The organism is Faecalibacterium sp. IP-3-29, assembly GCF_023347335.1.
Classification (GTDB): domain Bacteria; phylum Bacillota; class Clostridia; order Oscillospirales; family Ruminococcaceae; genus Faecalibacterium; species Faecalibacterium duncaniae.
Genome location: NZ_CP094471.1, coordinates 62,840 through 75,855 on the forward strand (window position 1 = coordinate 62,840; position 13,016 = coordinate 75,855).

Here is a 13,016-nt window from a genome sequence, read left to right on the forward strand (position 1 = left end):
TAGCACCTCCATGGCTGCTGTGCCGTATATCCATAATGTCGGAAAACAGGTGCAGAAACTGCAAAATTCCACGCTTATGGACAGGAACCGCCGGAAGTGGTATACTGTGCAAAAAACATCGGAGGTGCGACCATGAACATCAAGCTGACACTGGGAGAACGGCTCAAAGACCTGCGTGTGGAGCGGAGTCTGAAGCTGGAAACGCTGGCAGAGCAGACGGGTCTGTCCAAATCGGCATTGTCGAAATACGAGAGTGACGATGTGACCGACCTCAGCATTTATGCGGTGACAACGCTGGCTGAGTTCTATGGCGTGACCACGGATTACCTGCTGGGCGTGACAGAAAACAAAAAACGCCCAGATGCAGTCCTTTCGGACTTGCATCTGAGCGACGGCGCAGTGGACGTATTAAGGAATGGAAAATTCAATCATCGGCTGCTGTGTGAGCTGATCGTGCATGAGAATTTCCAGCGGTTCATGACCGATCTGGAAATCTATGTGGATGGATATGTCAGCGCAAACATTCAAAACCTCAATGCCGGTCTGGAAGCAACGCGGCAAATGCTGAAAAAGAAGTATGCAGCAGATGAAAATGATCTGTACATGAGCACCTTGAAGCTGGGGCAGATTGATGAAGATGAGTACTTTGGCCGGGTCCTGTATGATGAACTGGTGGATATCCTGAAGAACATCAAGACGGAACACCGCAAGGACAAGACCACTTCGGATGGTGCAATGGTCGATAACTTGATGAAGGAACTGGAGGATGCACAGAAACTTGAAGGGTCTGCGGATGAAAAGAAGATCCGAACAGCATTGAAGGCAATCGGCATCAACTACGATAAGCTGACAGAGGATGAAAAAAGCTGATAAAGAAGATTCTTTATAAAACGGCAATGCTAAAACCGGGGACACTTGCAGGCAACCGGGGCAAGCACAGACGCTGATCATTTGCCCTGCGCCTTATAGGGGAAACGCTGCTGCGGCAGGACGGGAGAACGTACACCATTGGTTCCTCCGCAAGTCTGCGCTGGGTGGGCAAAGACCGTCAACTGCCACGCCCATCCGCGCATCCTTCTGCCGCAGAACAGGTGCTTGCCGGAGCCTCTCGCAGCCCCTTTTCCGCGTCAGCCGGAACCAAGGTGTAACACACTAGACTTTGCAAGCAAAGTCGTGTGCCAAAGGGGTGCTGCGGCCCCTTTGGAAACCCAAGAGAAACGCCCATCAACTGCGCTGCTCATACTCGGCCAGTGCGCTGATCCGCTTGCCCATGGCTTTGACCAGAGGAACGACAAGCGCATTTCCCATCGTGAAATCGCGCGTCCGTTCCGGCATCCCGGCTGTCCAATCATCCGGGAAGCCGTTGAGCCGTTCGCATTCGATGGGCGTTAGCGTACGCAGACGTTGGGTCCGGGGGTTTGCGACTACATGGGTGCTGCGGGATACAGAGCCTTCGCTGGTGAGCATCGTGCGGGCAGGAAGGTCGGAACGATCGGGGAATGCCATGGAACCTTCCGAAAAGAAATAAGTAGAACTGTTTCTGCGGTGGCGGGTCTCCTGCACGGAGCGGAGCTGCTTAAATGCAAAACAGACCAAACCTATTTGTATCGGTTTGGTCTGTTTTGTCATAAAATCAGAACGGAGAAAGATTCTGAAAAAGTGGGATCTGTCGGTAAAGATGAAAATCAGAAAGGGTGAGATCTGCCGCAGAGACGTCCTGACGGATGGAGCTGCCAGTATAGCCCAGCACGGTACAGCCGGCGGCCTTTCCGGCACGGATGCCTGCGGGAGAGTCCTCGATGACCAGACAATCGCCGGGGGCAAGCCCCAGAAGCTGCGCTGCCCGCAGATAAGGTTCCGGATCGGGCTTACGCCGAGTGACCATGTCGCCACAGATCACCACATCGAACTGTGAGACCAGATGCAGGCGGTCGAGTGCTGTCAGAATGAGCTGTGACCGGGTGGAGGAGACTACGCCGGTGCGAATGCCCTGTGCGCGAAGCGCAGAGAGAAACTCCCGCAGACCGGGCTGCGGATGCAGGTCGGCACCGTTTTCGTAGTAGTTGCCGCGGCGTGCGCGTTCGGTCTGCAGCTGCTCCAGAGTGACCGGCATTTCTGCCCGCTTCAGCAGTGCCTCAAGCAGAGAGGAATCATTGATGCCGACCAGTGCGCTCCGATCTGCTTCTGTCAGTCGGACCCCGAAGTGTGCAAGAGCGGCGGCAAGATAGTCAGCGTTCCGTCCCTCGGTATCGGCGATCACACCGTCAAAGTCAAAGAGGACACATCGGATCGGCATAAAAAGCTCCTTTTCACTCTGCGAGGATCTTACGTGCACGCTCCTGGATGTCGGCGATCTGAGCAGCGGTCAGGTCGGCAAAGTCGCTGTTTTCCATAGAGCAGTTGGAGTCCTGCACATAGATCACCTTGGTGTCTTTCTGCGTGATGGAGTAGAACCAGCACTCGGCGGGAACATTGTATACCTTGCCCTGCTGCATGGGGGTCAGCTCGATATTCTTGAAGCTGCCGCCCTCGCGCTCGGCGGTGATGAGAATCGCCTTACCGGCGGCAAGGATGAACTGCTCGTCGGTGGAGTGATGGACCTCCAGATGAGCGATGCCAGCAATGTCGTTGTCAGGCTTCCAGTTCTTGATGCAAACCAGCCATTTGGGGTTCTTATAAACGCAGAGGATGCCTTCTGCGTTGTTTTCATACTGATCAGGTCTCATGAAAATGCCTCCTGTTCTATTTTACAGTTCAGTGCGTCCCACGATGGGGGTTCCGTAGCCGAATGCGCCTTCCTTGGCGCACATTTTTGCAGCAAATGCTGCGCCGATCTGCATGGCTTCCTGCAGATGCGCGGCGTTTTCTTCTTCGGTGCCTTCCAGCAGAGCGCCGCTCTTGGAAGACTTCAGCAGCGAGCAGAGGAAAGCAGCAAAGTAGGAGTCGCCGGCGCCCATGGTATCAATGACGTCATCTGCGTGCACGGCGGAGGCGTAGTAGGTCTTGCCGTTGTACAGCACATAAGAGCCGTCCTCACCGATGGTGCCCAGCACGATGGAAACGCCGTGGTCGGCGGCCTTCTGCATCTCGCGGGCGCGGTCCTCGGCACTCAGGTGTGCGCAGGACAGGATGGCCACGGTGACATAGGGGCAGACCTTTTCCAGATAGGCGTCGGTCCATCGGGTGGAAAAGTCATAGGCGATGGGCACGCCGGCCGTGTGCAGGAAGGGAAGATCCTCTTCGATATAGCTGTTGAGGTTGGTGTAGATCAGGTTGAAGCCTTTGATGTACTCCAGATCTTCCTGCGTGAAGTCGAAGCTGTGCTCTTTGGCGACGCCGCCCTTGTTGGAGCCAAGAAAGACGCGGTCGTTGCCCTTGAGCGTGACCATGGCAAAGCCGTTTTCGCCCTCAAAATGGCGGCAGTGGCTGATGTCGATGCCCAGCTCGTGCAGGATCTTCTGGTTGTAGGCGGCGACCTCATCGCTGCCAAACTTGCCCAGATAAGCGGAAGGCACACCATTTGCTGCGGCATAGGCGCAGGTGTTAACGCACTGGCCGCCGGGGTACATCTTCCCACGGGAAAGGTATTTGTCACACACATTATCGCCGATGGCGATGATCTTCACTGCGCTCATCGTATCAGATCCTTTCCGTCTGTATCAGTATGCGACCTTCCACATATAGCGGCGGGTGGTCAGCGGATGCTGGCGGGTCTCAGCGAGGGCGTGGTTGTAGATGGGATAGACATTGTTGAACAGGGAGTGGTTGAAGTAGTCCACGACAGCGGGATCGATGACCGACAGGCCCAGCTCCTTGGCGTCCAGCACCTCGATGCGCTTTGCATAGGTGTGCAGGAACTTGAGGCAGCGCTCGTCCAGCTCACGGGTAGAACCCTCGGACACCTGAATGACGAAGGGGGTGTTGGCGTCGGTGACTTCGAAGGGACCATGGAAGAACTCACCGGTGTGGATGGTGCCGGAGTGGATCCACTGCATCTCCATGAAGATGCAGATGCTCTCCATGTAAGCGGCACCGTAGCCTGCGCCGCTGCCCATGGTGTAGATGACGGAGTCGTTCTTGTACTCCTCGGCAAAGTCCAGAGCACGCTGGGCCACATGAGCGCGGGCCTTGCGGATCACGGTGGTGATCATGCCGGCACCCTGCTGGAACTTATCGTAGTTGCTGTAGCCCTCGGTCTGATTCAGCAGCTCCACGGCGACCTGCAGGGCGCACATGGTCTTTTCACCGGCGTAGTCGATGTCACCGGCGAGGTGATCCGGGCTGGCGTCGAAGGAGTAATGGATGATGTAATCGCCGAACTCGATGATCTCAGACTCTTCCAGCCAAGTCAGGATGATGACAGCAGCGCCCATCTCCTTGCCCAGCTTTGCAGCGGCAATGGTCTCGGGGGTGTTGCCCTTGTGGCAGGCAAGGCAGATGATGGAGTTCTTGCCGAAATCGCGGGGCGTGCTGTGGACGAACTCGTTGCTGCTCACCCAGCCGGACTTCAGCGTCAGGCTCTCGCGCTCCATAAAGGTCTTTGCAGGGTACAGAGCACCCAGAGAGCCGCCGCAGCCCACGAAATAGATGTTCTTGACGCCGCCCTCGTCCTTCTTGTTCTCCAGAATTTCAGCGACGATGGCCTTGATGTCAGTGTACTTGTAATGCATTGTATTACCCTCCTGCATTTCATATTAAACTGTCTCGATTCCTTCCGGTGGTTTCCGGAGGAACTTTCCTTGACATGATGATAATACAAAGCAATACAAATGTCAATACCGAAAATAGGGTAAAAAAAAAAAATTGTGCATTTTTGACAAGGAACGAAATGTGGCGGACTTCCTATATAAATAAGGGGGTGCTGGAAAACGGCCCTGCACAGACGCAAGGGAGAAAAAATTTGTTTTTCCTCTTTACGCACGGATAAAACTTATATATAATAAGTTTGTATTGTAACATATTTGCGGGGCACGCAAAAAAGTAAATTGAAAATAAACCGTATTTCGTGATAAAAATAAGAACGGGAGAATATACCATGAGTTTGGATAATACAATTTCAACACCGCTGTTTCAACAGCTCGCCGCAACACTGCGTGCGGCTATTGATGCGGGCGAGTATCCCCCGGGCAGCCGCCTGCCAACGGAAAATGAACTCTGCGAGCGCTATTCGGTCAGCCGCGTCACGGTGCGTAAAGCACTGGATGAGCTGTCTCAGGGAGAATTTCTGGTGCGCAAGCCCGGCAAGGGCACATTTGTTGCGGAAAAGAAGATCCAGCGAAAGCTGGATGGCGTGCTGAGCTACACCAATATGTGTTATATGATGGGATACCAGCCCGGCGCAAAGACGATCAAGATCACACTGGAACAGCCCACGGAGGAAGAACGGGGGCAGCTTGGGCTGAAAAAGGACGAACAGACGCTGGTTGTGGAGCGTCTGCGCCTTGCGGACGGCAGACCGATGCTGTTGGAGACCAGCAAATTTCCGGAGAGCTTTTTCTTTCTGTTCAATGCAGATCTGACCAATACCTCTCTGTATGAGACGATCCGAAAGGAAACAGGCATCGTATTCACACGCTCAGATAAAGTCCTTGAGATCGTGTTTGCGAACCATCAGGAGGCAAAGTATCTGGGTGTGGTAAAGGGCTACCCGCTGCTGTCCATCAAGAGCGTGGTGCACGATCAGAGCGGGGAACACTGCTATCTGAGCCGTCAGCTCTGCATCGCGGATAAGTTTAAGCTCATGGTCTGAGCTGTCAAAGATGGGTACAACAAAAAGACGTACCTGTGTAAAAAAAAAAAAAAAAATAAAAAGAGAGCGTCCCTGAAGCAGAATTTCAGGGGCGCTCTCTTTTTGTATTATAGAAGTAAGAGACAAAACGGGAGCAAATGAGGGCAGAAGGATACAATAATTTGGTGGTGATTCACAAAACAAGAGCACGTTGATAGGAGGTTTTGACGAAAATGCTTGAATGCTGTTGACAAGGAGATGCTTGCATTATATTATTGCATCATAATACAAAGCATAACATTTCGATGCCTAATACAAAGACAAATCGGGATGGATTGCTTGTAACAGAGAATGTGCGCATCTTTCTGATGAAAACTGACGGAAACGGGCCCGGGGCGGCAGGCAAAGAAAGCGTCATGAACTTGCTGGGTATGCGGTCGCTGGGAAAAATCAAAGAAAAAGGAGAAAAAATCATGTTCTGGATTGAGCTTGTCATCATGCTCCTTCTCATCTTCTGGGGCGTTCGCAAGGGAGGAGTTTTCCTTACGCTTGCCGGTGCGGTCGGCGCGTTTGTCTTTACATTTATCTTTAAGTCACCCATGTCGGATCCCCCGCTCACGGTTTTGCGAATTATTCTGGCCGTGGTTATTGCGGGTGGCGCGATGCAGGCTGCGGGTGGTATTGAGTACCTGGTGGCTCTTGCGGAGAAGATCTTGAGAAAACATCCTAGATCAATCACCATTCTGGCGCCCATGATCAGCTGGCTGTTTGTTTTCTGCTGCGGAACCGGCCACATTCTGTGGAGCCTGCTGCCCATCATCAACGAAATTGCCATCGAGAACGGCGTCCGTCCCGAGCGGCCGATTGCCGCTTCTGTGGTTTCCAGCCAAAATGCGGTCTGCGGCACTCCGCTTGCCGCCGCTACCGCCGCGCTGGTAGGATTTTTGGAGGAGTCGGGCAGCGTAGATATGATTACCGTCCTGATGGTTGTCATTCCTGCTACCCTTCTTGGCTCTCTGGCTTCCGGCCTTATTATGATGAAGCGAGGCAAGGAACTTGCAGATGACCCCGAGTTCCAGCGGCGTGTTGCCGATGGCACCCTTGTACTGCGTGGGCACAAGGAAGAAAAAGTGGTCGACACCTCTTCTTTCAGCAAGCAGTCCAAGATTTCTGTCATCGCCTTCTTGGTTGCGATGGTAGCCGTCGTTCTTCTGGGTGTGGTCAAATCCCTGCGTCCTGTTTTGGCTGACGGCAGCACTATGGGCATGACCGACATCATCCAAATCTTCATGCTCTGCGCCGCTGCGGTAATTTGTCTTGTGATGGACAAAAAGGCCGATGCTATTCTTGAGATGCCCGTTTTTAAGTCCGGTGTGTTTGCGGCCGTCATCTGTCTTGGCCTGTGCTGGATGGTCAATATCTTCATCGGCGCGCAGTCCACCTTCCTGACCGAGACGGTCTCGCAGTTCACCAATAAGTACCCTTGGGTATTCATTATTGCCTGCTATTTGGTGGGTAATATCACTACTTCGCAGGGTTCCACCACCGCAATCGTGATTCCGCTGGGCTTGGCACTCGGCATCAGCACTCCCGTGTTGCTGGCTGGCTGGGTCACCATCGGATCACACTTCCTGATTCCCGCTGCCTCCGAGAGTCTGGCCGCCATCGCTTTTGATACGGCGGGAACGACCAAAATCGGCAAATTCGTATTCAACACCAGCTATCTGTTACCCTCTCTGGTTATGGCCGTCGTGGATGCCGCAGTAGCGTTCCTGTTGGCAAGTGTAATCCTGTAATTTTTATGCCGCGTCGGGATTTGGGCGGTGGGCTGCCCTTGTGCAGATCCACCGCCCAATCCATACGCAGTGATTTTAGGGAGAAAGTATCCATGAAATTTACCCTGATGAGCTATCACTATCTCCGATATCCTATACGAAAGTATCTTGACAAGATGGAACGGGTCGGCTTGGATGGAATCGATATCTATTGCACCGGCCCCCAGCTTAACCCATTTGATTATTCTTTGGGTGCGCTGATTCAGTTGAACCGCGACATTCGGGATCGGCACCTGACCCCCTATGTTCTGACAGCCGAAAATTGCGTCTATCCGGTTAATCTGGCCACATCGGATCTCCTGACATGGGAATCGACTCAGCGATACTATCAGCGCCTGATTGACACGGCTCAGTTTTTGGAATGTCCTCATATCCAGATTTGCCCGGGAACGGGATATTATGATGCTGACAAGGATGAGGCATGGAAACGTCAGGTTGAGGCGGTGCAGCTTCTGGCGGAGTACGCCAAAAAGAAAGGCGTCACCATCTTTATGGAGACCTGTAAGATAACCACCACCAATCTGGTGGTTACCAGCAAGGAGCTTAAACAGTTTATCGATGATGTGGGCGCGGACAATCTGCTGGGTCTTTCCGACACCGACCAGATGTCTCAGGCCGGGGAGCACATCAACGATTACTTTGACAATCTGGGCGATAAGTATGGCTTTGTCCATTTCAGTGACCTGAACCATACGATCCCCGGAACCGGCGGGCTGCCCATGAAGGAGTATTACGACACCCTTGTCCGCAGGGGCTATCAGGGCTGGTGTTCCTGCGAGATGTGTAGCCGAGACTATTATCTGGATCCGGACAAGGCTACCGATGCGTATATCGACTATATCCGGAATGTTTTGAAAGCCTGAACCTATTCGGGGCAGAAGCCCGTAGAAATCGGGCTGCCTGTATGGAAGAGAAAGGAATGGTCTTTTATGAAACTCGCGCCCATGAGTTATCACTATGTACGCTATCCCATTGAGAAGTTTCTGGATAAGGTCGAGCGGTCTCCCTTTGACAGTATCGATCTCTATTGCAGTGCGCCTCAGTTGAACATGTTCGACTATCCGGTCAGCCGTCTTTTAGAGCTGGATAAGAGTATTCGCCGTCATCACCTTTCAGTTATGGCCATGACCCCGGAAAACTGCGTTTATCCAGTGAATTTCTGCACTCAGGATACCCTGACCCGGGAGTCCAGCATCCGCTACTACCAGCGTGCGATTGATACCGCCCAGTTTTTGGAATGCCCCGCGATTCAAATCAGCACCGGGTTTGGATACTTTGATATGCCGCGCGAGGAAGCCTGGAAATTCTGCCGGGAGAGTGTGGGGACTCTGGCTGCCTACGCCGAGCGCAAGGGGGTTACTCTGTTGCTGGAGGAGTTGAAGGTAACCACTACTAACGTCCTCATTACCAGCAAGGATCTGGCAAAGATGATTGCTGAGATCGATTCGCCCGCTGTTGTTGGTATGGTGGATATGGATCAGATGACCTACGCAGGAGAGACCATCGATGACTACTTTGCCAACTTGGGTGATAAGCTGCAACACATTCATTTCAATGACCGGGGCCATACCGTACCGGGAGATGCGGACTTCCCCATGAAAGAGTATTACGACCAGATCAAGGCGCACGGCTATGAGGGAACCTGCTCCTTCGAAATTTGCGACCGCCGCTATTACATCGACCCGGACAAGGCCATTGACGACACCGTGGCGTGGATGCGCGCCAACACGCACGAACTGGATTAAAACGGAAGGATATAAAGGAGAGCAATACCATGTGGACTCAGGAAATGTTTGGTGTTGAAAAACCAATCATTGCGCTTTTGCATCTGGATGCCCTGCCCGGCGACCCCGGCTACTGCGGCAGCATGGACACCGTGCTGGAACACGCCCGGCAGGATCTCGTGGCGCTACAGAACGGCGGCGTGGACGGAATTCTGTTTGCGAATGAATTCAGCCTGCCCTACCAGCCGGTGGCGGATGTGGCGGTGATCTCAGCGATGGCCTATATCATCGGTGCTCTGCGCCCGCTGATCCGGGTGCCTTATGGCGTCAATGTGGTCAAGAATCCGATCGCGACCATCGACCTTGCTGCTGCCACCGGCGCAAGATTTGCCCGGAGCTGCTTCTCAGGTGCATACATGGGAGAATATGGCCTTTATACCTCCAACAGCGGTGAGGCAGTCCGCCACCGCAAGGCGCTGGAGATCCCGGATATGAAGCTGCTGTTCAAGGTGAACCCCGAGGCAGACAGCTATCTGGTGCAGCGGGATATTCAGGTGGTGGCAAAGTCTATCATGTTCGGTGGCTTTGCAGACGGCTTGTGCGTGTCCGGCGCTTCTGCCGGCAGCGAGCCGGATGATTCCATCCTGAACAAGGTCTACGAGGTGGCAAAGCCCCGCAATGTGCCGGTGTTCTGCAATACCGGCTGCCGCCACGAGAATGTGAGAGAGAAGCTGAAATACTGCGATGCCGTCTGCATGGGCACTGCGTTCAAGAAGGACGGCGTGTTCAACGGGCGTGTGGACGAAGAGCGAGTGCGCAGCTTTATGGAGATCGTGTACGACATCCGCGCCCGACTGTGAGAAAGGAGAGCAGGATGAAACGCTATTTTCTGGGCATCGACATCGGTACCTTCGAGTCCCGCGGCATCCTGATCGACGAAAGCTTCCGAGTGGCGGCGGATGCCTCGCTGCCCCATGGGATGAACAACCCGCAGCCCGGGTGGTTCGAGCAGGAGGCCGAGGCGGTCTGGTGGGGCGATTTGTGCAAATTGTGCCGGACCCTGATAAAACAGAGCGGAATCCGGCCGGAGCAGATCGCCTGCGTGGGCACCAGTGCATTGGGCACCGACTGCCTGCCGGTGGACGAACAGTGCCGCCCGCTGCGCCCGGCCATCCTCTACGGCATCGACGCCCGCGCATCAGAGGAAGCGGCGTGGCTGACAGAGCATTACGGACAGGCGCGGGTGCAGGAGCTGTTCGGCCATCCCATCTGCTCCGGCGACACAGCCACAAAGATCCTCTGGCTGCGGCGGCATGAGCCGGAGATCTACGCAAAGACGGCCTATTTCCTCACGGGCAGCTCCTTTTTGACGGCGCGCCTGACCGGGAAATATGTCATCGATCAGTCCCTTGCCAAAGGCTCGTTCCGACCGCTGTACCAAGCGGACGGCGGTGTGAACGAGGCAGAGTGCGGGCTGTACTGCCGCCCGGACCAGATCGCGGCGTGTGCATGGTCCACAGACATCGTGGGCACGGTCACACCGGAGGCTGCGGCACAGACAGGCCTTGCCGCGGGAACGCCGGTCATTACCGGTACCGGTGACTCCACGGCAGAGGCCATCAGCGTGGGTCTGGTGGAGCCGGGCACGGCCTTTTTTCAGTATGGCTCCTCGATGTTCTATTACTATTGTACGGACCACTTCGTGGGCAGCTATGTTTCGCCGCAGGGCAACGGCGCCCTCAAGGGTGGGAAGGCCTTTACCGTGCCGGGCACCTATTGTCTGGGCGACGGCACCAATGCGGCGGGCACATTGACCCGCTGGGTGCGTGACCTGCTGTACAGCAAAGAGCTGGACGCCGAAAAGCAGGGCGGCGAAAACGCCTACGCAGTCATGGCGCGGGAGGCGGCTGCTGTGCCGCCGGGCAGCGACGGACTGATCATGCTGCCGTATATCTACGGTGAGCGAAGCCCCCTGCAGGACGCAGAGGCCACCGGAATGCTCTTCGGGCTGAAAGGAACGCATGGACGGGCGCAGATCAACCGCGCTGCGCTGGAAGCCGTAGGCTATTCCACCTATCAGCACCTGCTGCTGTTTGAGGAACTGGGGGTGCCGCCCCGGCGGATCATCACAGCGGGCGGCGGCACGAAAAACGCTGCATGGATGCAGATCATCTGCGACATGGCGGGAATGCCGCTGACCATTCCGGAGCCGTTCCAGTGCTCCAGCTACGGAGACGCCATGCTGGCGGCATTGGGCGTCGGTGCGCTGGAAAGTTTTGCCGCCCTGCGCGCCGCTTTACCGCAGGGCAGGATCTTGCAGCCGGACCGGAAAAATCATGAATTTTATCAGGAGCATTACCCGATTTTCCGGGATCTCTATCTGGAAAATCGGGACAGGATGCACAGAATGCAAAAATAAGGAGGAGACTATCCTATGGTCATTGATACTCATATCCATCCGGCACTGTTTGCACCGATCTGTGAGGATCAGGAGCGCTTTCGCCGTCGCTGTGATGCCATGAATTATCATCTGATGAAGCCCTCCGACATGGCGCTGCTGCGCAAGCAGTATGCGCTTGCAGACATCGGACGGGTGGTGCTACTGCCGGAGGACTGCTCTGTGGAGTCGGGGATGGTGGAGATCTCCAACGATGAGATCGCAAAGCTGGTGGCGCTGGATGCACAGTTCTATATCGGTATGGCAGCGGTGGACCCCCGCCGCCCCGATGCTGTGCAGGAGCTGGAACGTGCCTTTGCTGAGCTTGGGCTGGCCGGACTTGCAGTGAACACCGCACGGCTCAAAATGTACCCCATGGACGAGCGCCTTGTGCCGCTGTATGATCTGTGCCGCAAATACCACAAGCCGATCATCTTCCACGCCGGCTTCTGTCTGGAAAATAACGCGCTGGCAAAGTATGCCCGCCCGATGGAATTCGAGGAGGTGGCGCTGCGCTGGCCGGAGATCAACCTCTGCCTTGCTCATTTCGGCTGGCCGTGGGTGCAGGAGACGGCGGCTCTGCTGCTCAAGTATCCCAATCTCTACGCAAACACTGCACTGATGAACTTTGATGGTCCCTACCAGCTGTTTCCCAAAGTGTTCAAGCAGGACATGGGCGAATACTGGCTGGATCATAATCTGGCCGATAAGGTCATGTTCGGTTCGGACTCGCCCCGTATTCGCCCGGTGCGCAGCAAGCGGGGAATGGACAGCGTGGAGATGCTGCCCGAGACGAGGGAAAAGATCTACTGGAAAAATGCAATGCGCTTTTTTGGATGGGAGGGCCAGAACAAATGAGATTTGAGCTGAAGGAAGTAAGCATCTGCGCAGAGAAGGAGTTTGAGCTGATCCGCATCACCGACCCGGTGCGTGAATTTGTGGCACAGACCGGAGTAAAGAACGGCGTCGTCTATGTCATCACGGAGCACACGACCACCGGCATCATGGTGAACGAGAGCCTGCCCTGCGTGGAAAAGGATATTATGGAGACGCTGAACCGGATCGCGCCGGAAGACTATCCTTACCATCATAACCACTATCTGCCCACCTACGGCACCATCGGCGGCAATGCACCCGGCCATCTCAAGAGCTTGCTCACGGGGAACCACTGCGTTTTTCCGATCGCAGAGGGCAAGATCAAGCTGGGCAGCGCAGCTGATATTTATTTCTGCGAGTACGATGGCATCAAAAACCGCAAATATATGATCTACGTCATGGGCGAGTAAGGGGGC

The 13,016-nt window shown here is 54.8% G+C and carries 14 protein-coding genes; 9 read left to right on the plus strand and 5 right to left on the minus strand.

Going from position 1 to position 13,016, the window contains the following annotated elements:
- The first annotated feature begins 132 nt into the window (after positions 1 to 132).
- On the plus strand, positions 133 to 870 hold the full coding sequence (locus MTP40_RS00275) for a helix-turn-helix domain-containing protein (RefSeq protein ID WP_249259622.1): 738 nt from the start codon (positions 133 to 135) through the stop codon (positions 868 to 870).
- A 354-nt stretch (positions 871 to 1,224) separates the two neighbouring features.
- Here MTP40_RS00275 and MTP40_RS00280 read toward each other — a convergent pair whose 3' ends face one another.
- From MTP40_RS00280 to MTP40_RS00300, 5 genes are read right to left on the minus strand one after another with little or no spacing between them, the layout of a single operon-like run.
- Positions 1,225 to 1,596: a DNA cytosine methyltransferase gene (locus MTP40_RS00280; RefSeq protein ID WP_249259623.1), complete on the minus strand. Its 372-nt coding sequence runs from the start codon at positions 1,594 to 1,596 to the stop codon at positions 1,225 to 1,227.
- A gap of 37 nt (positions 1,597 to 1,633) precedes the next feature.
- The gene (locus tag MTP40_RS00285; RefSeq protein WP_249259624.1) at positions 1,634 to 2,296 is read right to left on the minus strand and encodes an HAD family hydrolase; all 663 of its coding nucleotides are present in this window, start codon (positions 2,294 to 2,296) and stop codon (positions 1,634 to 1,636) included.
- 13 nt (positions 2,297 to 2,309) lie between these two features.
- A complete protein-coding gene (locus MTP40_RS00290; protein WP_249259625.1) occupies positions 2,310 to 2,726 on the minus strand; it encodes a cupin in 417 nt (138 codons plus the stop codon).
- A gap of 21 nt (positions 2,727 to 2,747) precedes the next feature.
- Positions 2,748 to 3,635, minus strand: a complete 888-nt coding sequence (locus MTP40_RS00295; RefSeq protein WP_156074196.1) for a fructoselysine 6-kinase — start codon at positions 3,633 to 3,635, stop codon at positions 2,748 to 2,750.
- A gap of 24 nt (positions 3,636 to 3,659) precedes the next feature.
- A complete protein-coding gene (locus MTP40_RS00300; protein ID WP_087369004.1) occupies positions 3,660 to 4,670 on the minus strand; it encodes an SIS domain-containing protein in 1,011 nt (336 codons plus the stop codon).
- A 365-nt stretch (positions 4,671 to 5,035) separates the two neighbouring features.
- Between MTP40_RS00300 and MTP40_RS00305 the strand changes: the two genes are divergently transcribed.
- The 8 genes from MTP40_RS00305 (at position 5,036) to MTP40_RS00340 (ending at position 13,010) form a co-directional block, all read left to right on the plus strand.
- Positions 5,036 to 5,749, plus strand: a complete 714-nt coding sequence (locus MTP40_RS00305; RefSeq protein ID WP_249259626.1) for a GntR family transcriptional regulator — start codon at positions 5,036 to 5,038, stop codon at positions 5,747 to 5,749.
- Between the two features lie 284 nt (positions 5,750 to 6,033).
- The gene (locus MTP40_RS00310) at positions 6,034 to 7,524 is read left to right on the plus strand and encodes an anaerobic C4-dicarboxylate transporter family protein (RefSeq protein ID WP_249259627.1); all 1,491 of its coding nucleotides are present in this window, start codon (positions 6,034 to 6,036) and stop codon (positions 7,522 to 7,524) included.
- A gap of 92 nt (positions 7,525 to 7,616) precedes the next feature.
- Positions 7,617 to 8,426, plus strand: a complete 810-nt coding sequence (locus MTP40_RS00315; RefSeq protein ID WP_097839498.1) for a sugar phosphate isomerase/epimerase family protein — start codon at positions 7,617 to 7,619, stop codon at positions 8,424 to 8,426.
- A gap of 66 nt (positions 8,427 to 8,492) precedes the next feature.
- A complete protein-coding gene (locus MTP40_RS00320; RefSeq protein WP_097839497.1) occupies positions 8,493 to 9,308 on the plus strand; it encodes a sugar phosphate isomerase/epimerase family protein in 816 nt (271 codons plus the stop codon).
- Positions 9,309 to 9,337: 29 nt separating this feature from the next.
- Positions 9,338 to 10,147 (plus strand): BtpA/SgcQ family protein, encoded by an 810-nt coding sequence (locus MTP40_RS00325; protein ID WP_055188973.1) that lies wholly within the window; start codon positions 9,338 to 9,340, stop codon positions 10,145 to 10,147.
- 14 nt (positions 10,148 to 10,161) lie between these two features.
- Positions 10,162 to 11,706, plus strand: coding sequence for an FGGY-family carbohydrate kinase (locus tag MTP40_RS00330; RefSeq protein WP_249259628.1), 1,545 nt, complete (start codon positions 10,162 to 10,164; stop codon positions 11,704 to 11,706).
- Between the two features lie 15 nt (positions 11,707 to 11,721).
- The gene (locus MTP40_RS00335; protein ID WP_156074186.1) at positions 11,722 to 12,582 is read left to right on the plus strand and encodes an amidohydrolase family protein; all 861 of its coding nucleotides are present in this window, start codon (positions 11,722 to 11,724) and stop codon (positions 12,580 to 12,582) included.
- Positions 12,579 to 13,010: a secondary thiamine-phosphate synthase enzyme YjbQ gene (locus MTP40_RS00340; RefSeq protein ID WP_249259629.1), complete on the plus strand. Its 432-nt coding sequence runs from the start codon at positions 12,579 to 12,581 to the stop codon at positions 13,008 to 13,010. Before MTP40_RS00335 ends, MTP40_RS00340 begins: the two co-directional genes overlap by 4 nt.
- Positions 13,011 to 13,016: the final 6 nt, after the last annotated feature.

Excerpts from the sequence above, each read along its gene's own strand:
- MTP40_RS00275 (WP_249259622.1), top strand. The coding sequence starts at position 133 with ATGAACATCAAGCTGACACTGGGAGAACGGCTCAAAGACCTGCGTGTG.
- MTP40_RS00285 (WP_249259624.1), bottom strand. The coding sequence starts at position 2,296 with ATGCCGATCCGATGTGTCCTCTTTGACTTTGACGGTGTGATCGCCGAT.
- MTP40_RS00290 (WP_249259625.1), bottom strand. The coding sequence starts at position 2,726 with ATGAGACCTGATCAGTATGAAAACAACGCAGAAGGCATCCTCTGCGTT.
- MTP40_RS00295 (WP_156074196.1), bottom strand. The coding sequence starts at position 3,635 with ATGAGCGCAGTGAAGATCATCGCCATCGGCGATAATGTGTGTGACAAA.
- MTP40_RS00300 (WP_087369004.1), bottom strand. The coding sequence starts at position 4,670 with ATGCATTACAAGTACACTGACATCAAGGCCATCGTCGCTGAAATTCTG.
- MTP40_RS00305 (WP_249259626.1), top strand. The coding sequence starts at position 5,036 with ATGAGTTTGGATAATACAATTTCAACACCGCTGTTTCAACAGCTCGCC.
- MTP40_RS00310 (WP_249259627.1), top strand. The coding sequence starts at position 6,034 with ATGCCTAATACAAAGACAAATCGGGATGGATTGCTTGTAACAGAGAAT.
- MTP40_RS00315 (WP_097839498.1), top strand. The coding sequence starts at position 7,617 with ATGAAATTTACCCTGATGAGCTATCACTATCTCCGATATCCTATACGA.
- MTP40_RS00320 (WP_097839497.1), top strand. The coding sequence starts at position 8,493 with ATGAAACTCGCGCCCATGAGTTATCACTATGTACGCTATCCCATTGAG.
- MTP40_RS00325 (WP_055188973.1), top strand. The coding sequence starts at position 9,338 with ATGTGGACTCAGGAAATGTTTGGTGTTGAAAAACCAATCATTGCGCTT.
- MTP40_RS00330 (WP_249259628.1), top strand. The coding sequence starts at position 10,162 with ATGAAACGCTATTTTCTGGGCATCGACATCGGTACCTTCGAGTCCCGC.
- MTP40_RS00335 (WP_156074186.1), top strand. The coding sequence starts at position 11,722 with ATGGTCATTGATACTCATATCCATCCGGCACTGTTTGCACCGATCTGT.
- MTP40_RS00340 (WP_249259629.1), top strand. The coding sequence starts at position 12,579 with ATGAGATTTGAGCTGAAGGAAGTAAGCATCTGCGCAGAGAAGGAGTTT.